The sequence below is a fragment of the Pseudomonas sp. GW460-LB5 genome, from assembly GCF_059423245.1.
Genome location: NZ_JBWKXT010000049.1, coordinates 1 through 23,299, shown reverse-complemented (window position 1 = coordinate 23,299; position 23,299 = coordinate 1). Strand labels below are relative to the sequence as shown.

Sequence of the window (23,299 nt, the reverse complement as noted above, 5' to 3'; positions counted from 1 at the left end):
TCCGTCAACCGTCCGAAGAGTCGCGAAGGCGAACGATAAAACGCTCCACCGAAGCCGATAAATTGCCGCCGTCGGGCCGAAGCAGGTAGGTGGTGATCACGGCGGAATCCATCGCCAAGGGGCGGATCACCACATCCGGCCGTTGGGAGATGGGAATCTTGGTCGCCGTCATAAAGCCGATGCCGTAGCCGGCGCCGACCAACGTGAGCATCATGTCTAGCGAGGACACTTCCTCGACAACATTCAGCTTGTGCTCCAACGTGTTGAGCAGCCGCTTGAGTTCGCGGCAATAGCCCTCGCATACCTGCGGGTCGCACAGGACAAGTGGATGGCCTTGAAGTTCTTGAAGTGGCACCTCCTTGTAGGTGAGCAATGAGTGACGAGCTGGCACCGCAATCACCAGCGGGTCATGCCAGATTGGTTCGGCAGCGATACCGTCGCCGACATCGGCCGTGTGCGCGAACCCGATCATGAAGTCGCCCGAACGCAAGCCACGCACTTGCTCTGCCAGAGGCACTTCTGACAAGCGTATTTCGATCTCCGGCTCCTCGGCGCGGCAACGAGCCAGAAATGCCGACAGCCGTGGATCGATAGCCCCATCTGATACAGCGATGCGCAGGCTACCGCGCAAGCCCGATGCCACAGCCTTGGCATTTTCACGAGCCTGTTCCAGCACTGTGAATAGACGGCGAACATCTTGCAAGAAGACCGCGCCCGCCGCCGTTAGAACTGTTCCTCGTCGGTTTCGGTCGAAGAGCACTACGCCCAACTCGTCCTCAAGTTCCTTGATGGCTCGTGATAGCGGTGGTTGTTCGATATGCAGGCGCTCAGCCGCCCGCGTGAAATGTAGCTCCTCAGCAAGAACTACGAAGCAGCGAAGATGGCGCAGCTCCATAGGCCACCCTCCCGTTCCGACTTATCCAACACTGTGCTATCTCCCTATAGAAGTGACTGCCATTCTGGCGGCGGCGAGTTCGGCCACATCATTGGAAACTTCTGGCTGAATGAGCCAGGGCTGGGTTGACCGTGCGATGGCCCGAGGCAGGCACAACACCAGGCGAGCCTGATCAAGTCCGTGGGGTGATAAGGATCAGACGAAGGCTATCTCCAGCCACGCACGTCAATGGATGCCGTGCATCGTCCCCGTCTGACCCTTGGCCGATTGCGAACCAAGCGCTTGAACACGCTTGCGGTTGATCATCACCTGCGGATTGCTGAGGCTCTGCTCCTGGTCCGAGCCAAGGCAAGTACCTTGGGGCAGACGGCAAATGCCGGCGAAAATATTCGCCGGCTCAAGTTGCTGCCCGGAGACTGGCGGGACCAGAATGCCTCTCACCAGAAAGTGTGAGACATCCTGATGCTTAGCCCGCGCCGGATGCTTAATGCCGCACTGAACCATGCGGGTCGATGACGTACTTGTATGCAGAACCCGCGTCGAACTCTTTGTACGCGGCGGGCGCGTCTTCGAGCTTGATGAATTTAGTGTTCATCATCGGCGAAAGGTAAGGCATGCGATCGTTCAGTATCGCCCGCATTAACGCGTGGTTGTAGTTGGCCGTCGGAGATTGACCAGCCGACATTCGCGGCGACTTGATCCAGGCGTTGGACCATTCCAGATCCATATGGCCTTTCTTGGCTTTCGGGTCTTTCGAGATCGGGTTTGCGCAGTACACACCGACCGTACTGGTCATTCCGCCGAAGCGGACATATTTGAGCATTGCGTTGGTAACAGCGCTCTCCACGATCTTGTCAGCCTCCGCGCCAAACCCGCGGCAGTCCACACCAACATAGTCGATGACGCGATCCACCTCCCTGTGCCCGGTAATGCGTTCGAGATGCTCCTCGATCGGCACGCCGTCGGAAAGGTTGATGGTTTCCACGCCGTGTGGCTTGAGAAGGTCCAGCCGCTCTTGAATGTAATCGGCAACGATGATGGCGCCTGCACCCAGAAGTCTGGCGCAGGCGGCACCCGCTCTGCCGACCGGCCCGGCACCGAAGATCAGGATGTTTTCGCCGACGACGTAGGCCGGTGCGGCTGGCCAGTCCGGGCCAGCGAACCCATGGAAAGCTGTGGGTAATACGTCAGAGAGAAGGGTCAGGTCGCGGATTTTTTCCATGGCGGCATCCTTGTCAGGGAAGCGAAGGAGATTGAAATCCGCATACGGTACGAAGAGATAATCACCTTGCCCCCCCGTCCAGCCACCGAGGTTGAACCCGTAGGCTCCGCAGTCGATTTCGGGGTTGGTGTTCTCGCATACATCGGAGCGCATATGCTTGCAGTTGTAGCAACGCCCACACCCCACATTGAAGGGAACGGAAACGATGTCGCCCTTCTTCACGACTTCGACGTCTGATCCCACTTCGATCACTTCGCCGGTCATTTCATGGCCCATGGTCATTCCCTTGGGAACAGCAAACGAACCGCGATAAATGTGAAGGTCGCTGCCACAGATATTTGTGGTAACTATTTTGAGGATAGCGCCATGGGGTGCGCTTTTCCCTTGAGGGGTTATCAGCTCTGGAAATTTGAAGGTGTTGACCTTCATTTCCAAGGGCTTCTCGAAAGTCACGATTCGGTTACCGGTCGGAGTCATTTCGTCACCTCTGTGCGTTAATGTTTCCATCTTCTAAATCGAAGTGGGAAACGAGACTTACCGCTGTCAAGAAGAACGATCGTGGTACTGCCTAGCCGTTGGCCGCGTCTCCTTCTGCGGTCTTGACAGCATCGGATCAAGCTCAGAAGTGGTCAAACTGGAATAATCTATGTGCAGATAGGCACGATCTATCTACGCGGGATCGTCGAGCCGTGCTCGTCTCCTAGCCGGGAGAGGGCAACGATCATGGCTACATCGCGCCTCCTAGCTTGATCTAGGAACAGTCAGCTCGACCCAGCGAGACATGAGGAGGCCGCATGCAGCAGGTACTCCTGTCCCCCGAGTTGCCCCTGGACCTGGTGGCCTTCGATGGGTTGCTCAGCACGTGGCGCCTGTTAGCGGCGCACACGGCATGCCTGCAATCTTCGCCTGGTTGAAGCAATACAGAGTTGCTCTTCAAGACTCGCTATTTCAGGGGGCTTTGAGATGAGTCTGCTTTGGGCTGGAACCGACGATGGATCGATATAACGGATTGAAGAGTGGCGGCGAGTTCGGGGGTGTGCACCATTTCGAGCAATGCACGCGATGACGGTGCCTCGAACGCATTTTTCCCGGCAACGAATCCGACATTTGAGTGCGACATTGGTCCATTGATTGCGATTGCGTGGAGATTTGGAATGTGCGCGAGTTGGCCGGCGAGAGATTGCGGAAGAACTGCCGAATATTTTCCTGTCGCCACGTGTGCCGATAGCACGTCAATTGAATCAGTGCGAATAGTCTGCGCGGTACATTGCATCAGCCTATCTTGAATGGGTTCAGGTACTGCCGAGTTCAGCACGCAGAGTTGTCTATTGAGAACATGGTCCCACGTTGTGCTTCGGGGTTGCTGTGTTCTCGCGGCGTGAAAAAGGAAAATGCGTTCACGGTACAGAAGGTGAGTATCGAAGTCTTCCCCTGGGATATCCTCCAAATGCATGAGTGCGATATCCAAATTGTTTTCTCGAATCGCCTGTAGCAGGGAAGAAGCGCCGGAAACCAGAACTGATTGTTGAAGTAAGGGTGTTTTTTCAGCAAGGGCGATGCTTAATGTGGGCGCTACACCGGCAGTTCCTGGGAGTATCCCTAGCCGGAATTGCCCCTCTATACCTCGCCGTAATGCGGAGAGTTCTCGCTCCAGCCCTTTGCAGTCGTCATACATCTGCTGAGCCCAAGACAGTACGCGCATCCCTTCAGAAGTGAGGCCGTCATAGCGTCGCCCATGACGCACGATCTCGACACCCATGTCTTCCTCCAATTGCTTAATGCCCGCGGAGAGTGTCGGCTGAGAAACATTGCAGCTTTTGGCCGCGTTGCCAAAATGGCCTTCACGGTGCAAAGCAAGCAAGTATTCAAAGTTTCTTACGATCATAGATTTTCTTCTGATAAAGTTGATTAGATTTTATACTTTCACGAAAAACCCTGCGCACGCTTCGATCCGCGTCCAACCTTGGGCACGTAGCTGGCACGCATGAAAGGCTGCCGCGCGCAGTGCCCATACTGTAGGTTCGACTCGTCATCGACGGTCAGCACCACAACGCACGGGACAGCCAATAGCGCGAACACAGGTGCTTTGCGCTGTGGGGCGAGTCGTCCTCATGTAGCTTAGCAGTTGGCGCGTTCTGGAAGGGAGTAAGCGTGAGTGGTGAGGCACGCAACCGCAAAAGGCGGTGCTAAGGAAATGCTGTTATGACTTCATCCGCGCTGTTACCCCGTCATATCGCCGTTATGATCATCGCTTTGATCGCATGCTCTTTCGCCGGCAACCATGTGGCTGCCCGTATCGCATTTGACCATGACACCGGCTTATTGATGGCCATGCTCTGCCGATCTGGGGTGACCATGCTGGCATTGATTGCGCTGGTGATGTGGCGGCGTGAATCACTGCGACTCACACCCCAGACTTGGGCCTGGCAATTGTTACTAGGGCTGTTGATTGCCATCCAGAGTTTTTGCATCTACTCGGCTGTTGCCCGCATTCCAGTGGCATTAGCACTATTGGTGGTCAACCTATCGCCTATCTTGCTGGCAATACTAACTTGGGCCTTAGGCGGCCCCCGCCCAACGCGACGCGCCAGCCTGTTGATGGGGCTGATTTTGTTTGGCTTGGTATTGGTCCTCGATTTGCCCTCACGCCTTGCCAATCCAGGAACGATCGATGCTAGCTGGATAGAAGGCGTGTTGTTTAGCATTACCACTGCCGCCATATTTGCCTGCGCACTTTGGGTTACCGATCACCGGCTGGCGCGGATGCCTGGCGCGGTGCGCAGCATGCTCACCTTAGCGGTGGTATTCATCGCATCAGCTATCGCTGGCGCAGCCGGGCTGGTACCTGGCGGCATGAGCTTACCAAGCGCATTGGCTGGCTGGATCGCCCTCGGCTGCTTGGTGGTGTTATATGGCACGGCATTCTCCGCGCTATTTATTCTCGTCACGCGGCTAGACATTGCTCGTAACGCACCCGTAATGAACATGGAACCCGTCGCAGGACTGCTATTCGGCTGGCTGATTCTTGATCAGTTACTCGGTGGAATACAGGTGATTGGCGGGCTGATTGTGATTTGCGGAATCGTCATGCTGGCGTATAAAAGAACCGCCTAAAAGCGGTTATTCGAGCTGTTTAGTTTTGACCATCAAGCGTGCTGGGATTCTGCTTCTGCTGATTCGTGTGCATGCCGCAAGCGCTCTTAAATGTTGGTAAGGTGAAGGCGCATGGTGACGCGAGCCGCATCAGTATCCTGGAGGGCGATGGCTTCAAATATCTGCTCATGTTCGCGGCTCAAACGAGAGTGCTATTGCATCTGCTTATTGGTGGTGTTTCACAAACCGGCACGTGAAGCATTGCGCTCTTACGGATAACTTCTATAAGGCTGCGAGTCGTGAAGGTAATGCCTCGAAATGATGGAGTCAGCATATTCAGATGAATCGCGGTTGTTTGCTCAGAAGTACAGACTAACTGCAGCGATTGACTCTGGAGTTCATGCTGACAAGCTGCCAAAGGCAGGTAGGCAGCTCCAAGACCGGCTTTAGCAGCGTCCTTCAAGGCTTGTAGATTGGTGGTGATGAGTGATGGCGTTTGCAGCGTGCGCGTGCTGTCTTTCAGCACCCATGACTGCAGATTCAGGCTGGTCCCATAGGCCAAGAGCTGATTGTCGGGAATCGATTTTAGGCAGCTATTTGCACCCAGTCGCCCAGCTAAGGTGGGGCTTATCACGATACCTCTTTGCAGGTTTACCAGTTTGCGCACAACAAGCTCAGCGCTGTCCTCTGGCGGCGGCAGTAGGCTTAGGCAGAGATCAAGGTGCCTGGAAGGATTGGCAAGCCCCTCTTCAATAAAAAGCTCATAGCGCACATTGGGATTGTCTTTTTGGAACCGGCTCAATATGCCTATTAACCAGTCTGATAGGATACTGGGGACAGCAATGCGGACAAGGCCACTGCAAGTACCTCGGTTTTCCTCGGCACTGATGTGGGCGGCATGTGCCTCAGCAAGCATGTTGAGGGCATGCCGGTAGATGTCTTCTCCGGCGCTGGTCATGGTAAGCCTGCGCGTATTTCTACTGAGCAACTGCACACCGAGCCGTTCCTCGAGAGCGACTACCCTGCGACTTAAGCTCGATTTACCGACTCCGGCTTTTTCCGCCGCGGCTGAATAGCTGCCTAAATCGACCACGCATGTGTACCAATACAGCTCGCTTAGAAAACTTGCATCCAGCATATGATATCCCTGATGCAACACAGTGTTGCGCATGCAGCTGCTGTTAAAGCAGCAACCGTGGCGTTCAGCGGTTATGTTAGCCGCCAGCGTTGCCTCAGCCTTTTGAATAAGGGCGTATGTGCTTTGATTGCGCGGATACTTTGTGTCTTTGAGCATGTTTGCTGACGAGCGAGCCAATGAGCCATGAATCGCCCCTAGTTTCGTAGACACCTCCATGCCTCATAATACGGCCCATTAGGAGGTGCCATGAGCAACCCGCGTTATCCCGAAGAATTTAAAATTGAAGCAGTCAAACAAGTTACCGAGCGGGGTCTGCCGGTGGCTGAGGTAGCTGCTCGTTTGGGCATGTCGACACACAGCCTTTATGCCTGGGTGAAGCGCTACAGCAAACCCCAAGAACAACGAGCGCAAGAAGACGATCAGCAAGCTGAGTTGCGTCGCCTGCGTGCCGAACTAAAGCGCGTGACCGAAGAGCGAGACATCTTAAAAAAGGCCGCCGCGTACTTTGCCAAGGAATGCGGCTGAAGTACGCCTTCATCAATCAGCTATCCGCAGACTATACGGTTCGCCGTCTGTGCCTGACTTTGAAAGTACATGCCAGCGGTTACTACGCCTGGCTGGCAGAGCCTACGTCGGCGCGAGCCAAGGATGACCAACGCCTGCTTGGTATGATCAAGCACTCATGGCTAGAGAGCGGCGGCGTGTATGGCTACCGCAAAATCCATGACGACCTGCGTGAGCTTGGAGAGGCGTGCGGCAAGCACCGTGTTGCTCGACTAATGCGTTTGGAAGGACTGCGCTCGCAGACAGGATATCGGCGTCGACCAGGCCGTTATGGCGGTAAGCCTCCAGTAGCTTCACCAAATCATCTGGAGCGCCGATTCAATGTCACCGAACCTAACAAAGTCTGGGTCACGGACATCACCTACATCCGCACTTACGAGGGCTGGTTGTATTTGGCGGTAGTGCTCGATCTGTTTTCGCGGCAGGTAATCGGTTGGTCAATGAAGCCGCAGATGACCAGCGACCTGGCTATTGATGCATTGCTGATGGCGGTTTGGCGGCGTAAGCCAAAGCAGGAAGTGATGATCCATTCAGACCAGGGTAGTCAGTTCAGCAGCGGCGACTGGCAGAGTTTCCTGAAAGCCAACAACTTGCTTGGCAGCATGAGTCGACGCGGAAATTGTCATGACAACGCAGTAGCGGAAAGCTTTTTCCAGCTTCTGAAGCGCGAGCGGATCAGGCGAAAGATCTATAGCACTAGGCAGGATGCCCGCGCTGATGTGTTCGACTACATCGAGATGTTTTACAACCCAAAACGCCGACACGGTTTCAACAACCAGCTGTCACCGGTAGAGTTTGAGAAGCGACATTTACTGAGCCTGGAAAGTGTCTAAGAAATCCGGGGCGATTCAAGATTCGGGAGCATCATAGACCGCAAGCCCGATACTTGGCCGCATTTACATACCGATTCAACCGTCGCGGTTGGCTGAGCACGCTGCCTGCACGGCTGCTCACCGCCGCCACGACCTGCGTTCCGCAAGCGCTGCGACTGGTTCGGGTAGCTGAGCATCATTGCTAATCAGATAGCCTGATTAAAGCGAGAAACAAAAAAGACCCCGCCCGGTAAGTGGCCACGCGGGATCTGGTTGATACTAAGCTCTGTCAGGCGACATTCATGGTTCTATGCGTATCAATCAAAAGTACCACCACGCTTGGATCCGCCAAGGTGGAGATATCCCCCAGACCGTCGTATTCCGCCGTAGCAATCTTGCGCAGGATGCGGCGCATGATCTTGCCCGAACGAGTCTTCGGCAAACCGGGAGCCCACTGGATAACGTCTGGTGAGGCGATCGGACCGATCTCCTTGCGCACCCAGTTCTTCAATTCCTGACGCAGCTGCTCGGAAGGCTCCTGGCCAACATTCAGGGTGACGTAAACGTAGATGCCCTGCCCCTTGATGTCATGAGGCACACCGACCACTGCGGCCTCAGCCACTTTCGGGTGAGCAACCATAGCGCTTTCGATTTCGGCGGTACCCATGCGGTGGCCGGAAACATTGAGCACGTCATCGACGCGGCCGGTGATCCAGTAGTAACCGTCTTCGTCACGGCGAGCACCGTCGCCGGTGAAATACATGCCTTTGAAGGTCTTGAAGTAGGTATCGACGAAACGGTCATGATCACGGTACAGAGTACGGGCCTGGCCTGGCCAAGAATCGATGACTACTAGGTTGCCCTCGACGGCCCCTTCCAGCAGGTTGCCCATGTTGTCCACCAGCGCTGGCTGCACGCCGAAGAACGGTCGGGTTGCCGAGCCAGGCTTAAGCGCGGTCGCGCCTGGCAGGGGGCTGATCATGATGCCGCCGGTTTCGGTCTGCCACCAGGTGTCGACGATTGGGCAGCGCTCCTGGCCGACCGTTTTATAGTACCAGGCCCAGGCTTCCGGATTGATCGGTTCACCCACCGAACCGAGCAGACGTAGGCTAGAGCCATCCGCGCCCTGCATGGCTGCATCACCCTGAGCCATCAGGGCGCGGATCGCGGTCGGCGCGGTGTAGAGGATATTAACCTTATGCTTGTCGACAATCTTGGCGACGCGGGTGATATCCGGGTAGCTGGGCACGCCCTCGAACAGCAACGTGGTCGCGCCGTTAGCCAGCGGGCCATAGACGATGTAGCTGTGACCGGTGACCCAACCGACGTCGGCGGTGCACCAATAGACCTCGCCCGGCTTGTAGTCGAATACCCGCTCATGGGTCAACGCGGCATACAGCAAATATCCTGCGGTGGTGTGCTGAACGCCCTTGGGCTTGCCGGTGGAACCCGAGGTGTAAAGGATGAACAGCGCTTCCTCGGCGCCCATTTCTTTCGGCGCGCATACGCTACCGGCAACCGCCATCAGATCTTCGTACCAAATATCGCGATGCGGATGCCACTTGATATCGCCGCCCGTGCGCTTGCACACGATGATCTTCTGCACGCTGGCAGTTTCTGGGTTAGCTAGGGCGTCATCGACGTTGGCTTTGAGCGGAGTGCGCTTACCACCGCGCAGACCTTCGTCAGCGGTGATCACCACCTTGGACTGGCAGTCGATGATGCGACCGGCCAGCGCTTCAGGGGAGAAGCCGCCGAACACCACCGAATGAATCGCGCCGATGCGGGCACAGGCGAGCATCGCCACTACCGCTTCTGGAATCATCGGCATGTAGATGGTCACTACATCGCCACGGTGCACGTCCTGGCCGCGCAGGGCATTGGCAAACTTGCACACTTGTTCGTGCAGCTCGCGGTAGGTGATGTTCTTGTGCTCGGACGGATCATCGCCCTCCCAGATGATCGCCAGCTGGTCGCCACGCTCTTCCAAGTGCCGATCCAGGCAGTTGTAGGCCACGTTGAGGGTTCCATCGGCGAACCACTTGATATCGACATGGTGATCGTCGAACGAGGTTTGTTTGACCTTGCTGAAGGGTTTGATCCAGTCGATACGCTGGGCCTGCTCACGCCAGAAGCCGTCGGGGTTGATTACCGACTGCTGGTACATGAATTTGTAGGTAGCCTCGTCAGTCAGCGTGTTGGCCAGAACCTCGGGACGAACGGAATACGGAGAAGTCGCACTCATCTTTATTACCTAGGTGGAATAGTTGTTTTCGTATGATCTATTTCAAACTGTCCCATTATGGTGATGTGGGAATGCTCGATTGCAGGCTTATGCGACCGGAAATTTGCGACACCTTGAGGTTGAGCAGTGTCTTCTCCAAATGCAGAAGTACTCAGCCCACTGGCATAGCCTGGATACCCCTCGACAGTGCATGTTGCTCACTGTCGAGGGCCCATGCTCGGTTTCGGTCAACTCAGAGAGGCTACTTGCCCCGGCGACGGATGCCGCCGAGGCTGCGTCTTAGAAGAAGCCCAGCGGATTGATGTCGTAGCTGATCAGCAGGTTCTTGGTTTGCTGATAGTGGTCGAGCATCATTTTGTGGGTTTCACGGCCAACGCCGGACTTCTTATAGCCACCGAAGGCGGCGTGCGCCGGGTACAAGTGGTAGCAGTTGGTCCACACGCGCCCAGCCTTGATCGCCCGGCCCATCCGGTAGGCGCGGTTAATGTCGCGGGTCCACAGACCGGCGCCCAAACCGAACTCGGTATCGTTGGCAATTTCCAGGGCTTCGGCTTCATCTTTGAAGGTGGTGATACCCACCACCGGGCCGAAGATTTCTTCCTGGAACACGCGCATCTTGTTGTTGCCTTTGAGCAGAGTCGGCTGGATGTAGTAGCCACCCGCCAGATCACCTTCCAGTCGCTCGACGGAACCACCGGTGAGCAATTCGGCACCTTCCTGCTGGGCGATTTCGAGGTAGCTGAGGATTTTGTCGAACTGCTGTTCGGATGCCTGAGCGCCAACCATGGTCTCTGTATCCAGCGGATTACCACGCTTGATCGCCTTAACCTTTTTCATCACCTCAACCATAAAGGCGTCGTAAATCGACTCCTGCACCAGCGCGCGGGCTGGGCAGGTGCACACTTCACCTTGGTTAAAGAACGCCAGCACCAGGCCTTCGGCGGCTTTTTCAATAAATGTCGGCTCGGCATTCATGATGTCTTCGAAGAAGATGTTCGGCGACTTGCCGCCCAGTTCGACGGTGCTCGGAATGATGTTCTCGGCGGCGCACTTGAGGATGTGCGAACCGACGGGGGTGGAACCGGTGAAGGCGATCTTGGCAATACGTGTGCTGGTGGCCAGGGCCTCACCCGCTTCGCGACCAAAGCCCTGCACCACATTGAGTACGCCTGGCGGCAGCAGGTCGCCAATCAGTTCCATCAGAACGGTAATCGACAGCGGTGTCTGCTCGGCTGGCTTGAGCACAATGCAGTTACCGGCAGCCAGAGCGGGAGCAAGCTTCCAGGCGCCCATCAGCAGCGGGAAGTTCCACGGGATAATTTGCCCCACCACACCCAGTGGCTCATGGAAGTGATAGGCGGCAGTGTGCTCGTCGATCTCGGCAGCGCTGCCTTCTTGGGCGCGGATGCAGCCGGCGTAATAACGGAAGTGGTCGGCCGCCAGCGGTACGTCGGCGTTGAGGGTTTCACGCACGGCTTTACCGTTGTCCCAGGTTTCAGCCACGGCCAGCAGTTCAAGATTGGCTTCGATACGGTCGGCGATTTTCAGCAGAATCATTGAGCGATTTTGTACGCTGGTCTTGCCCCACGCATCAGCCGCGGCGTGAGCCGCATCCAGCGCAAGGTTGATATCCGCAGCGTCAGAGCGTGGGAACTCACCAATCACCGAGGCATCCACCGGGCTGGTGTTAGTGAAGTAACTGCCATTAACCGGCGCGACAAATTCGCCACCGATGTAGTTACCGTAGCGCGGTTTGAGATTGATAACAGCGCCTGGGGTGCCGGGTTTTGCGTATATCATGGTGGTGCTCCTGATTCTTCTGTTTATTGGGGCGTGCAGCTCTACTGCGCTTGCAAAGTTCTATAGCAAGGGTCGGGCCAGACTGATGTAATCACCGAATTAGAGCTCTCTAACCTGTATCTGGAGCGGTTCACCCAACAGCACTGTCGCGGCCTCAGCACAACCGAAGTGACACTTTGTCACGCTGTCAGTACAGCCCGTGACTCGCCGGTCGGTGCGGGTGTCTCGCCGGGGCACAGGCTGCTTGCAGCCACCCCGAAACGGAGAAGAATAAAAATGCACCACGATCTGAGCCGCCACACCCACCAGGTTCTGTCCGTGGCGCAAGGCAAGGCGAACCTCGCCGGCCCAGCCGCCGACCCCTCGGTCGCCCGTTCCTGGCTGCGCTGCTTGGAGCAGCACCACCTCGACCCTGCGCAGTTGATGGCACCTGCGGTGCTCGAACACTCGCGCATGCTCGAGCGCCGCGAACAGCTGCAACAGGTGCTGGAGATTTGCAGCAGCGAGATGAACAGCCTGCACCGTCAGCTGGCCGGCTCCAGCCATGCAGTGCTGCTCACCGATGCCAGTGGGCTGATCCTCAACTGCGTGACCGAGCAGGCGAATAAGCGCACCTTCGAACAAGCCGGGCTGTGGCTCGGCGCCGACTGGAGCGAGGCCTGCGAGGGCACCAACGGTATCGGCACCTGCCTGGTCGAGCGGCAACCACTAACCATCCACCAGAACGAACATTTTCGCAGCCGCCATACCGGCTTGACCTGCTCGGCCAGCCCAGTATTCGACCTCCATGGCGAGCTGTTGGCTGTGCTCGATGTGTCCTCGGTGCGCCACGACGTCTCGCGGCAAAGCCAGTTTCACACCATGGCCCTGGTCAACCTGTCGGCCAAGGTCATCGAGGGCTGCCACTTTCTGCGCAGCTTCGAGGGTGAATGGCTCTTGCGTTTCCATGCCCAGGCCGAATATATCGGCCAATTCAGCGAGGGCTTGCTGGCCTTCGATGGAGATGGCCGGGTCAGCGCAGTGAACCAGAGCGCGATCAACCTGCTCGGCCTGCCGCGTCAGCGTCTGCTCGGGCGTACCCTGCTGGAAATTTTCGATTGCCGCCTGGATGACCTGCTCGGTCGCGCCTCGCCGCAGCCCAGTGCCACTTGGCCGCTGTATACCCAGCGCGGTCAGCTGCTCTTCGCCATGCTCCGTGGCCAGGCGCGCCACAGTCCGCAAGCCCAGGATGGGCAAGTCTTATCTACCCCTGGGTTCTGCCTGGTCGACGCGGACCTGCAGAACGATTTTCGTCGCGCCCTGCGGGTCTACGAACGCGATGTGCCGCTGCTGATCGGCGGTGAGACCGGTACCGGTAAGGAGGCCTTCGCCAAAGCGCTGCACCTAGCCAGTTCGCGCGGCGGCAAGCCCTTCGTCGCACTGAACTGCGCGGCGATCCCGGAGACCCTGATCGAGAGCGAGCTGTTCGGCTACTGCGGTGGCAGCTTTACCGGTGCACGCAAGGAAGGTATGCGCGGCAAGCTGCAACAGGCCGACGGCGGTACCCTGTTCCTCGACGAGATCGGCGACATGCCGCTGGCGATGCAGACCCGCCTGCTGCGCGTGCTCGAGGAGCGCCGGGTGGAGCCCATAGGCGGCGAGGCGCAACCCATCGACGTGCGGGTGATCAGCGCCAGCCACCGCAACCTCGGCGAACGGGTAACCAGCGGGCAATTTCGCGAGGACCTTTTTTACCGCCTCAATGGCCTGATGCTTGAGTTGCTGCCGCTGCGCGCGCGCGGCGACAAGGCGCAACTGTTGCAGCACCTGTTCGATGAGGAAGCTCGTGGCCAGGCTCTGCGGCTGGAGGAGCGCGCCCGACAGGCGCTGCTCGGCTACCGCTGGCCGGGCAATGTGCGTCAGTTGCGCAATGTGCTGCGTACCCTGGTGGCGCTGTGCGAGGACGGACTGATCCGCCATGCCGAGTTGCCGCCAGAAATTCGTAGCGTTCCGGCCCTGACCGATGAGTGCGACGACGCCACCCCGCTCGACGACGCCGAGCGCAGCGCCTTGCTCGCCGTGCTGGAGAGCCAACGCTGGCACATGACGCGCAGCGCCGAACAACTGAGCATCAGCCGCAACACGCTCTACCGAAAATTGCGCAAGCACGCCATCAGTCCACGCCGCTGAGCATTAGATGATTCCGGGGCTGCGGGATCGCGGGCGCTATTGGGCTGCTCCCGAGCCGTCTGGCGCCTATCACTTCCCGCCGGCGGCCTGGCGTCAGTCCGGACGAAAGCGCTGGGCGCTGCGCTCGAGCACTAGCCCCGCAGCAGGAACTAACGAAACCCTATCACCGACTTGATGATGCCGAAAACCGGTTCCACTGTCTGTTTGCGCAGGGCATAGAGGCGGCGGCCAGACTGAGTTTTGAGCTTGTGCACCATACGCTATTGCGGTGTGGCGTCGGCTGAGAGCGCCGGCGGATCCTCGAAACGCGCCTTCTAGTCGGGATGGTGATGCTCGCGCGCCACCGCAAAGTAAGGTTCGGATTGATCTGATCGTGCGACCTGAGGCCGGCGCCTTAGACGGTCTGCCGCCGGGTTGCTTGGTGTCATCGAGGCTGATGGTGTCGAGCTTGAGCAGTTTCATCTTACTCGCCAGTTCCAGTACCTGAAGGAAGATGCCAGCCAGCTCGCCGAGGAAGCGCCGGCGGAAGCGGGCCAGGGTGTCGTGATGAGAGTGGCTGCCGGCTGCCAGATAACGAAAGGCGAGCGAGTCGTCCAACGATGTAGTGAGCAGGTAGTCGGTCTCGTAGTCTTTCGGGCGAAAGCGGCTCATGCGCTGGTCATCGACTGCGCAGCTCCGGGATTGTCCTCGAATGAAGCAGTAAAGCCCGTAAGGCTGTTAGATGACTAGCAGCAGAGGTCAGGCCACGAGGACCTGATAGATCTGTACCGGCGCCCATGAACGACAGCCGCTGCCGCGCTATGGGGCCGAGCTAGTTATCGATAACTCAGGATCATGCCTGCTGCTTGAAGCGCAGGCGCCAGGCATGCAGCAGTGGCTCGGTGTAGCCGCTCGGCTGCTCACGCCCCTTGAACACCAGATCGCTGGCGGCCTGGAAGGCAGCCGACCTCACGTAATCCGCTGCCATCGGCCGGTAAGCGCTATCGCCCGCATTCTGCTGATCGACCACCTTGGCCATGCGCTCCAGCGACTCACGCACCTGGGTCTCACTGATCACACCGTGGTGCAGCCAGTTGGCAATGTGCTGGCTGGAAATACGCAGGGTCGCGCGGTCTTCCATCAAGCCGACGTTGTGGATATCCGGCACCTTGGAGCAACCCACGCCCTGCTCAACCCAGCGCACCACATAACCGAGGATGCCCTGGCAGTTATTGTCCAGCTCTTCCTGAATCTCGCTAACGCTCCAGTTGCGCTCGGCCGCCACTGGCACGCTGAGCAAACCGTTAAGCAGTTCGTCACGCTGGCTGGCCAAGTCGATGGCCTCCATCTCACGCTGCACGGCCTGCACGTCCACCTGGTGGTAGTGCATGGCGTGCAAGGTAGCGGCGGTCGGCGACGGCACCCAGGCGGTGTTGGCACCGGCCTTGGGGTGGCCAATTTTCTGCTCAAGCATGGCGGCCATCAGGTCCGGCATGGCCCACATGCCCTTGCCGATCTGCGCACGACCACGCAGGCCGCAGCTCAGCCCCACCAGCACGTTGTTGCGCTCGTAAGCCTGAATCCAGGCGCTGCTCTTCATGTCGCCCTTGCGCAGCATGGCGCCGGCTTCCATGGCGGTGTGCATCTCGTCGCCGGTGCGGTCGAGGAAGCCGGTGTTGATAAAGGCCACCCGCGCACCGGCGGCGGCAATGCAGGCCTTGAGGTTGATACTGGTGCGGCGCTCCTCGTCCATGATGCCCATTTTCAGGGTATGACGCGGTAGCTTAAGCAGGTCTTCGATACGGCCGAACAGCTGATCGGCGAAGGCCACTTCGGCCGGGCCGTGCATCTTCGGCTTGACGATGTAGACGCTGCCAGTGCGCGAGTTACCGCGACGCTGCAGGTCGTGCAAGGCGCACAGGCTGGTCATCACGCCATCAAGAATGCCCTCGGGTATCTCATTGCCTTCGCCGTCGAGGATCGCCGGGTTGCTCATCAGGTGGCCGACGTTACGCACGAACAGCAGTGAGCGACCGTGCAGCGTCAACTCGCCACCGGCGGCGGCGGCGGTGTATTCGCGGTCCGGATTGAGGCGACGGACGATGCGCTTGCCGCCCTTCTCCAGCTCTTCGCTCAGGTCGCCCTTCATCAGGCCAAGCCAGTTGCGGTAGATCACCACCTTGTCGTCGGCATCGACTGCCGCCACGGAGTCTTCACAGTCGAGGATGGTCGACAGGGCCGATTCCAGCAGCAGGTCTTTTACGCCCGCAGCGTCGGTCGCACCGATCTGGCTGCTGGCATCAATCTGAATTTCTACGTGCAGGCCGTTGTTCTTCAGCAACAGGGCCTTCGGTGCAGCGGCTTCGCCTTGGTAGCCGACAAACTTGTCGGCCTGAGCCAAACCGGTCTGGGAGCCATCTTTCAGGCTGACCTGGAGCTGACCATCAACCACCTGATAGCCCCTCGAATCGGCGTGGGAGCCACTGGCCAGCGGCGCAGTCTGATCGAGGAAGGCACGGGCGAAGGCGATCACCTTGTCGCCACGCACCTGGTTGTAACCTGGGCCCTTCTGCGCACCGCCCTCCTCGCTGATGGCGTCGGTGCCATACAAGGCGTCGTACAGCGAACCCCAGCGGGCGTTGGCGGCGTTCAGCGCGTAGCGCGCGTTCATCACCGGCACCACCAGCTGCGGGCCGGCCTGGCTGCTGATTTCGCTGTCGACGTTAGCAGTGCTGGCCTGCACGCTGTCCGGCTGCGGCAGCAGGTAACCGATGGATTCGAGGAAAGCACGGTAGGCAGACATGTCGCTGATCGGGCCCGGATGCTCACGGTGCCAGGTGTCCAGCTTTACCTGTAGGGCATCGCGTTCAGCCAGCAAGGCACGGTTCTGTGGTGCCAGATCATGGACCAGGGCATCGAAGCCGGCCCAGAACGCATCACGTTCGATACCGCTGCCCGGCAGCACTTCTTCATCGACGAAACGCTGCAGGTTGGCGGCTACTTGCAGGCGCTGGCAGTTCACGCGATCAGTCATTTTCTTACTCTCCAAAATCAGTCCAGGTGCGGCGCTAGGCGCCAGCGCGGCCCCCTGAGGAACCGCCTCAATGTGCGAATCAGCTCAGTGCAGCGACACCGGCTTTGGCCACTTGGGCGTCTTGGTCAGCTTTGACACCGGAAACACCCACGGCACCCACTACCTGACCACCAACAATCACCGGCACGCCGCCTTCCAGCGAGGTCACAAGCGGCGCGGACAGGAAGGCCGTACGACCGCCATTGACCATGTCTTCAAAACCCTTGGTTTCACGGCGACCGAGGGCGGCACTGCGGGCTTTTTCAGTGGCAATGTAGGCACCGATCGGCGCACAACCGTCGAGACGCTCGAAGCCCAGTGGGTGGCCGCCGTCATCGACCACGCTGATGCTCACCGCCCACTGGTTTTTCTCGGCTTCGGCACGGGCGCCAGCAAGAATGCGGCTGACTTCGGCTTGGCTCAGTACGGCTTTGGTTTGCATAATTACTTCCATAAATATCTGTGGATGAGGCATTAATGAGTTGCGAGAAATTAAAGATAATTTTTATATGAATCCAACATGCTCATTATTAATGGTCATGTTAAGTATTCTTTTTTGTTCTGAGTCGTTGCGGCGATTAAGTACTACTTGAATACACGTGTTACTTACTCAAGGACTAACGCGCTTTATGATCGTCAAGTGCTCTTAAAAACTCATCTGGAGTGATCACCGAGTAAGAAGTTGGAACTCGCTGTCGATGTCTCGCCGGAAATAAGGCTCTGTACCTCAGCCTCATCCTTCAAGTTGACACCGGACAGTTGCCGACGACAGGCCTCCCGCATTAGATAAAGCAAACGGTGTGCAGCCATGGCATAACTAAGACCTTCCAGGCGCACATTGGAAATGCAGTTGCGGTAGGCGTCAGTCAAACCGACTCTGGGCGCATACGTGAAGTACAGGCCAAGGCTGTCAGGCGAGCTCAATCCAGGTCGCTCACCGATCAGAATCACCACCATGCGTGCGCCGAGCAGCTCGCCTACCTCGTCGGCTACCGCGACCCGCCCTTGCTCCACCAGCACAACCGGCGACAACGACCACCCCTCGGCGTGTGCTTGCTCCTCCAGACGTGCGAGGAAGGGCAGAGTGTGCCGGTGCACGGCGAGCGCCGAGAGCCCGTCGGCCACAACAATGGCCAAGTCGACCCCACCAGGGTGCTTCTGGGCGTAGTCGCGCAACTGACAAGCCGAGGCGTCGTCTAGGCGCCTGCCTAAATCGGGGCGCTGTAAGTAACTGTGGCGGTCGGCCGCTGCGCTATGTAACAGCAGGCTGGCGCGTCCGCGCTCGGCCAATCCGCTGCTGAGGGCTGTATGGTCGAACGCCAAGTGCACAGCGTCCCGCGCTTGGGCGTGGGCATATTGGAAGTCCAGCTGCGCATTGGTTGGCAGGCTACTGCCAGCGCGGCCAAGGGCAATCCGCGCACTGGTCAGGTTACGCAGCTGCTGCCAAGGGTTTTGAGTGACCGCCGAGGGTGTCGCTTGGTCTTCTTGCTCGGTTTCAATGGGCTGCATAGCGACTCCTTAGGCCAGTTGCGCCAGCGCTTGGCGAAACGCCGGTGGCAATTGCTCGCCGAAGCGAACGCGACCATCGGCCTGGTTGAAGATGCCCATACGCTGCAGCCAAGCCTCGAACTCAGGTGCTGGTTTCAAACCGAGCGACTGCCGCGCATAAAGCGCGTCGTGGAACGAGGTGGTCTGGTAGTTGAGCATGATGTCGTCGGAGCCAGGGATGCCCATGATGAAGTTGATGCCGGCTACACCGAGGAGCGTCAACAGCGTGTCCATGTCGTCCTGATCCGCTTCGGCGTGGTTGGTGTAGCAAATATCACAGCCCATGGGCACACCGAGCAGCTTGCCGCAGAAGTGGTCTTCCAGTCCGGCACGGATGATCTGCTTGCCGTTATAGAGGTATTCCGGACCGATAAAACCCACCACTGTGTTGACCAAAAATGGCTTGAAGTGCCGGGCCACTGCGTAAGCGCGGGTCTCACAAGTCTGCTGGTCGAGGCCATGATGGGCATTAGCCGACAGTGCACTGCCCTGGCCAGTTTCGAAGTACATCAAGTCATTGCCGAGGGTGCCGCGCTTCAGCGACAACCCAGCCTCGTAACCCTCTTGGAGGGTCTGCAGGTTGATACCAAAACTGGCATTTGCGGCCTCAGTCCCAGCGATCGACTGGAATACCAGATCCAACGGTACGCCACGATTAATAGCCTCGATCGAACTGGTGACGTGGGTGAGCACGCAAGCCTGGGTCGGAATCTCGAAACGCTGGATTACGCCGTCGAGCATTTTCAGCATTTCGCAGATGGAGGCAATGCTATCGGTGGCCGGGTTGATCCCGATCATGGCGTCGCCATTACCGTACATCAACCCATCGAGAATGCTCGCCGCGATCCCCGCCGGTTCGTCGGTCGGGTGGTTGGGTTGCAAGCGCGTAGAAAGACGGCCGCGCAAGCCAAGGGTGTTGCGAAAACGGGTGACCACGCGAATCTTCTGTGCGACCAGCACCAAGTCCTGCACGCGCATTATTTTCGAAACGGCAGCGACCATTTCGGGCGTCAGTCCTGGGGCGAGCGCACGCAAGCTGTGCTCATCGGCGGCATCGCTCAGCAGCCAGTCACGAAAGCCGCCGACAGTCAGATGACTGACTGGCGCAAAGGCTTGTTTGTCGTGTGTATCAATGATCAGCCGGGTGACTTCGTCGCTCTCGTAGGGAATCAGTACTTCTTGCAGGAAATGCTTGAGTTCGATATTGGCCAGGGTCATCTGCGCCGCAACACGCTCACCATCGTTGAGTGCTGCCACGCCCGCAAGCATGTCTCCGGAGCGGGCCGGACTGGCTTTCGCCATGACCTCTTTGAGGCTTTCAAAGCGGAAGTTTTCGGCGCCGACTGAATGTAAAAAACTTGCCATTAATGACTCCAAAATACGAACGCGATTTTTATTTCGCTTTCCTAGCCGACTCAAACAAAGGGACACAACTTACTTGTTTGAAGCGTCAACTATGATTCCTAATGCCAAGGGCTTTCGCAGGCACGTAGGCACTTAGCCGGCCGGCTACCATATCGACACTAGCGGCTTAAGAAGTAGTCTGAACTGACGCAGCACGTGTCTAGAGGGATTGCTTTTGGACACCCGTGCTTAGAATGCATGGAGCTTCTAATAGAAGATCCATGCATCCGCTCTGCTACCTACTCATCAGTAACCCAATATCATTCTTGGTAATGTCAAAGAGAGTGCGGGGTAAAACGTTGTCAGCAACACGACTGGCAAATAAGCAAACAACAGGAACACAAACGTGGGCGACAACATTCGACTCAATGGTACTTTGCCTACCAAGGAGCCTATATAGAGCAATGGCGCGGTGGGGGGCGTAATTAATCCCATCCCAAGGTTGGTTGCAATAATGGCGGCGAAGTGCACTGGATCAATACCGAGCTTGAGCATAATTGGCATCAACATAGGCGTTGCGAGGAGAATGGCGCTCACATCATCCATGAACATCCCCACCAACAGCAGGAAGAGGTTAACCAGCAGCATCAAAATGAGCGGGTTCTCACTGATGGTAGTAAACCCTTCCAAGAGCAACTGCGGCACGCTCTGCATGGTAAACATGCGGGATAACATTGACGCAAAGAAGACCAAGACCAACAACACCCCGGTCATTTGCCCCGCCTTCCAAAGCGTGGTGTACAAATCTTTCCAGCCTAACTCTCGATAAATTAATACCGCGAGAGGGACAGCGTAGATCACCGCAATAGCTGCAGCTTCAGTCGGAGTCGTAATACCGCCGTAGATACAACCGAGGATGATTAACGGCATAACCAGTGCGAGAGACGCCTTGCGACCCCGAACAGTAATTTGCTTAGCCCACTCCTTTCCCTTCAGAGGAGTTTCTTGGCGAATGGGCATCTTCCGCGTCAAGACCCAGTTCCAGAAGCAGAACAATACAATCAAAATCATTGCAGGGAGAATGGGGGCCAAGAAAGCAGCGGTAATCGATGTCCCTGAAACCCAACCGTACAAAATCATTGATGCACTGGGGGGTATGAGCAACGCCAAAACAGATGAACAGGCGATTAAGCTTGATGCATATCCCCGGTCGTAACCGCGCTCAACCATTCGAGGAATAATCGTACTTCCGATGGCGGCTACCGATGATGATGCCATACCAGAAATGGCACCAAAGACAGCGGTGGCCATGATCGCCACAATACCCAAGCCACCACTAAACCTTCCAACGACCCCTTCGGCAAAGTCGATTAGACGCTTGGCGATTCCCCCTTGAGCCATGATGACGCCAGCAATGATGTACAACGGTAATGCCAGCAATATGACTGATGACATCTGGCTGAAGCCAGCACTGACCAGAAACGATGCACTACCAAAGTTACCCACACTAAAAAGAAAGAGTACGGCCGCCGCAAAACACATCGGTACCGGGACACCGATCACCAACAAGATGCACAAGATGGCCGCATCAATAAGAATATATTCAATCATTTTTTACGTCGACTCCGCTGCCATTGGTCAAGGTTGCCGATAAGTTCGACGAAAAAATAAAGAGACATTAGAGCCAGCCCTACCGGCATCGCAAGTTGCGCCACCCCGACAGGAAAATTTATTTCTGTGGACATCATGCCTAAACGGAGTGACCAACTGGCGAGCTTGTAAGCCCACACGGTCATCCAGACGCACAGAGAAACGGTGATGATACTCGCGACTATTTTTATCGCTAATTGCCAAGTGGCACTTTCGATGAAAGCATCCACTAGTGAGGCCGAGATATGCTCGGACTGTTCCGCACCGATTGAGGCGCCGATAAAGTACATCCACACTGCGATATAACAGGCAATTTCTTCGACACCGAAAATAGCCGTGTTAAAGACATAGCGAGAGACCACCTGAGTGAAGATGAGGCCTGTCAACGATATGGCTGCAATAACGAGAATAAATTTTTGAAATGTAAGCTTGGCACGCCATATAAGACGCAGCGCCCTGCTAATGTTTACCATCGACCACCTCATTAGCCAGGGGCTGTGATTGTCTTTAATTACTCAGCCTTTAGGCCGTCACGTAGTTGCTGCATGACGTCATCACCTAATTCCGAGCCGATTTCAGGCCATACTTTCTCTCGTGTGAACGACGCAAGAGCTTGCAACTGCTCGGGAGTCAAACGCACTACTTTAGTGCCATTTTCTTCCATCAGTTTAAGTTGCTTGTCGTCCGCAACTTGTACTTCGTCGAAGCGCTTGGAAGAAATGTCCTGAGCCACTTGAATCAGCAGATCTTGATCCGCTTTGGGCAATGCGCTTAAACGCTCGCTGTTGATAACGAACCATGACAATTCAAGGTGGTCGTTGTACTGAACCCACGTTTTAGTAATGTCTTTGAAGTTGCTGTTAGACATTTCCGGGGAGCCACCAATCTGGCCATCTACCACACCAGTTTGCATGCCCGTGTAGAGTTCTGCCCAAGGGATTGTCGCCACTTGGTAGCCAAACTTTTCCATCAGCGTGCGGTGAGTCGTACCACCTGGCCATACACGGATGCGCATGCCCTTATCAACACCTGGCTGCTCTGGGTTAGCAATTTCTTTGGTGAATCCAGCGCCACCCATACCATCAGCAAATACACCAAGGAGGCTCAAGCCTTGCGCCTGGATAAGCCCGTCGACGACTTTGTACGCAAAGCCATCACGGCTATAGGCTTTTTTGGCTTCATCATAGGTTGGTGCAATATAGGGGAACCACGCGATAGCTAAGCGTCGGTCAAAGCCAGTTGAGAGTGGCTGTAAGCCAATATCAATAGCCCCTTGCATGAGCAAAGAATGGGTCTCAGTCCAGTCACCCAACTGGCTGGAGGGGAATACGCCGACTTCGATCCGGCCTTCACTGCGGGCTTTTACTTGATCAGCGAAAGCTTGGGCTGCTTGGCCGGCATCTGAATCTGCACGGAACATGTGGGTTAAACGCAAGGTGGTGTCTGCTGCCAGCACTGCGCTGATAGGAGTCAACCCCATGGCGACTACAGCCGCACTGATACCGAAAATTTTTCGTAATTTGGAATGCATGCTCCCCCCTAGGGATTTCTTTATCTTTATTAGTTTATTGCTCAATACAATTCCGGCACATCCACTTCGGTACATCCGGGTACAACCATAGGTTGTACCCGGGTACAATCCAGTACATTTCGAGGCTAACACCCGGAACCTCTATAGTCAACAGTGCTTTAGGGAATCTCCGAACAAGCCTTCAGTTATGCGAGAATCCCCGCAACACCTGATCCGAGCCGCCCATGAGCCAGATG

The 23,299-nt window shown here is 56.9% G+C and carries 16 protein-coding genes and 3 pseudogenes; 4 read left to right on the top strand and 15 right to left on the bottom strand.

The window, feature by feature from the left end:
- Window positions 1–4 precede the first annotated feature (4 nt).
- The 3 genes from AC07XM_RS23895 to AC07XM_RS23885 form a co-directional block, all read right to left on the bottom strand.
- Window positions 5–895, bottom strand: a complete 891-nt coding sequence (locus tag AC07XM_RS23895) for a LysR family transcriptional regulator (protein ID WP_023093405.1) — start codon at window positions 893–895, stop codon at window positions 5–7.
- A 484-nt stretch (window positions 896–1,379) separates the two neighbouring features.
- Entirely contained in the window at window positions 1,380–2,594 is a 1,215-nt protein-coding gene (locus AC07XM_RS23890) for a glutathione-independent formaldehyde dehydrogenase (protein WP_023093406.1), read from the bottom strand.
- Between the two features lie 466 nt (window positions 2,595–3,060).
- Window positions 3,061–4,002 (bottom strand): LysR family transcriptional regulator, encoded by a 942-nt coding sequence (locus tag AC07XM_RS23885; protein WP_028698648.1) that lies wholly within the window; start codon window positions 4,000–4,002, stop codon window positions 3,061–3,063.
- A 317-nt stretch (window positions 4,003–4,319) separates the two neighbouring features.
- Here AC07XM_RS23885 and AC07XM_RS23880 point away from each other — a divergent pair, with 317 nt between their 5' ends.
- Complete coding sequence (locus AC07XM_RS23880; RefSeq protein ID WP_099027937.1) at window positions 4,320–5,231, top strand: EamA family transporter; 912 nt, start codon at window positions 4,320–4,322, stop codon at window positions 5,229–5,231.
- A gap of 86 nt (window positions 5,232–5,317) precedes the next feature.
- Here AC07XM_RS23880 and AC07XM_RS23875 read toward each other — a convergent pair.
- Together AC07XM_RS23875 and AC07XM_RS23870 are read right to left on the bottom strand one after the other, a co-directional pair.
- Window positions 5,318–5,416: pseudogene (locus tag AC07XM_RS23875) on the bottom strand (FCD domain-containing protein); the annotation flags it as partial.
- Window positions 5,410–6,348 (bottom strand): LysR family transcriptional regulator, encoded by a 939-nt coding sequence (locus AC07XM_RS23870; protein ID WP_238174935.1) that lies wholly within the window; start codon window positions 6,346–6,348, stop codon window positions 5,410–5,412. The pseudogene AC07XM_RS23875 and the gene AC07XM_RS23870, both read right to left, overlap by 7 nt.
- A 246-nt stretch (window positions 6,349–6,594) precedes the next feature.
- Between AC07XM_RS23870 and AC07XM_RS23865 the strand changes: the two genes are divergently transcribed.
- Both AC07XM_RS23865 and AC07XM_RS23860 read left to right on the top strand, forming a co-directional pair.
- Window positions 6,595–7,745, top strand: a protein-coding gene (locus AC07XM_RS23865) for an IS3 family transposase (RefSeq protein ID WP_099027935.1) whose coding sequence is annotated in 2 segments (ribosomal slippage) — window positions 6,595–6,838 and window positions 6,838–7,745 — 1,152 coding nt in all. Because the reading frame shifts where the segments join, the coding sequence is not laid out codon by codon here.
- Between the two features lie 44 nt (window positions 7,746–7,789).
- A pseudogene (locus AC07XM_RS23860) lies at window positions 7,790–7,930 on the top strand (IS1595 family transposase); the annotation flags it as partial.
- A gap of 83 nt (window positions 7,931–8,013) precedes the next feature.
- On the opposite strand, the gene acs reads toward AC07XM_RS23860, so the two are convergent.
- Together acs and exaC are read right to left on the bottom strand one after the other, a co-directional pair.
- Window positions 8,014–9,969, bottom strand: coding sequence for an acetate--CoA ligase (acs, locus tag AC07XM_RS23855; protein ID WP_099027934.1), 1,956 nt, complete (start codon window positions 9,967–9,969; stop codon window positions 8,014–8,016).
- A gap of 279 nt (window positions 9,970–10,248) precedes the next feature.
- Window positions 10,249–11,769 carry an acetaldehyde dehydrogenase ExaC gene (gene exaC / locus AC07XM_RS23850; protein ID WP_099027933.1) on the bottom strand — a complete coding sequence of 507 codons (1,521 nt, stop codon included), beginning with the start codon at window positions 11,767–11,769 and terminating at the stop codon, window positions 10,249–10,251.
- A 276-nt stretch (window positions 11,770–12,045) separates the two neighbouring features.
- On the opposite strand from exaC, the gene AC07XM_RS23845 reads away from it, so the two are divergent.
- Window positions 12,046–13,938 (top strand): sigma-54-dependent Fis family transcriptional regulator, encoded by a 1,893-nt coding sequence (locus AC07XM_RS23845; RefSeq protein ID WP_099027932.1) that lies wholly within the window; start codon window positions 12,046–12,048, stop codon window positions 13,936–13,938.
- Window positions 13,939–14,355: 417 nt separating this feature from the next.
- On the opposite strand, the pseudogene AC07XM_RS23840 reads toward AC07XM_RS23845, so the two are convergent.
- The 8 genes and pseudogenes from AC07XM_RS23840 to dctP all read right to left on the bottom strand — a co-directional run.
- Window positions 14,356–14,529: pseudogene (locus AC07XM_RS23840) on the bottom strand (IS5/IS1182 family transposase); the annotation flags it as partial.
- Window positions 14,530–14,770: 241 nt separating this feature from the next.
- Complete coding sequence (locus AC07XM_RS23835) at window positions 14,771–16,951, bottom strand: malate synthase G (RefSeq protein WP_099027930.1); 2,181 nt, start codon at window positions 16,949–16,951, stop codon at window positions 14,771–14,773.
- A 79-nt stretch (window positions 16,952–17,030) separates the two neighbouring features.
- Window positions 17,031–17,432 (bottom strand): heme-binding protein, encoded by a 402-nt coding sequence (locus AC07XM_RS23830; protein ID WP_099027929.1) that lies wholly within the window; start codon window positions 17,430–17,432, stop codon window positions 17,031–17,033.
- Window positions 17,433–17,644: 212 nt separating this feature from the next.
- A complete protein-coding gene (eutC, locus tag AC07XM_RS23825) occupies window positions 17,645–18,499 on the bottom strand; it encodes an ethanolamine ammonia-lyase subunit EutC (RefSeq protein WP_099027928.1) in 855 nt (284 codons plus the stop codon).
- Window positions 18,500–18,508: 9 nt separating this feature from the next.
- Window positions 18,509–19,903 carry an ethanolamine ammonia-lyase subunit EutB gene (locus tag AC07XM_RS23820; protein WP_102689829.1) on the bottom strand — a complete coding sequence of 465 codons (1,395 nt, stop codon included), beginning with the start codon at window positions 19,901–19,903 and terminating at the stop codon, window positions 18,509–18,511.
- A gap of 285 nt (window positions 19,904–20,188) precedes the next feature.
- Window positions 20,189–21,493, bottom strand: a complete 1,305-nt coding sequence (locus AC07XM_RS23815; RefSeq protein WP_102689828.1) for a TRAP transporter large permease — start codon at window positions 21,491–21,493, stop codon at window positions 20,189–20,191.
- Window positions 21,490–22,005 (bottom strand): TRAP transporter small permease, encoded by a 516-nt coding sequence (locus tag AC07XM_RS23810; RefSeq protein ID WP_158248169.1) that lies wholly within the window; start codon window positions 22,003–22,005, stop codon window positions 21,490–21,492. The genes AC07XM_RS23815 and AC07XM_RS23810 overlap by 4 nt, the downstream gene beginning before the upstream one ends.
- 38 nt (window positions 22,006–22,043) lie before the next feature.
- Complete coding sequence (gene dctP / locus AC07XM_RS23805) at window positions 22,044–23,063, bottom strand: TRAP transporter substrate-binding protein DctP (RefSeq protein ID WP_158248168.1); 1,020 nt, start codon at window positions 23,061–23,063, stop codon at window positions 22,044–22,046.
- Window positions 23,064–23,299: the final 236 nt, after the last annotated feature.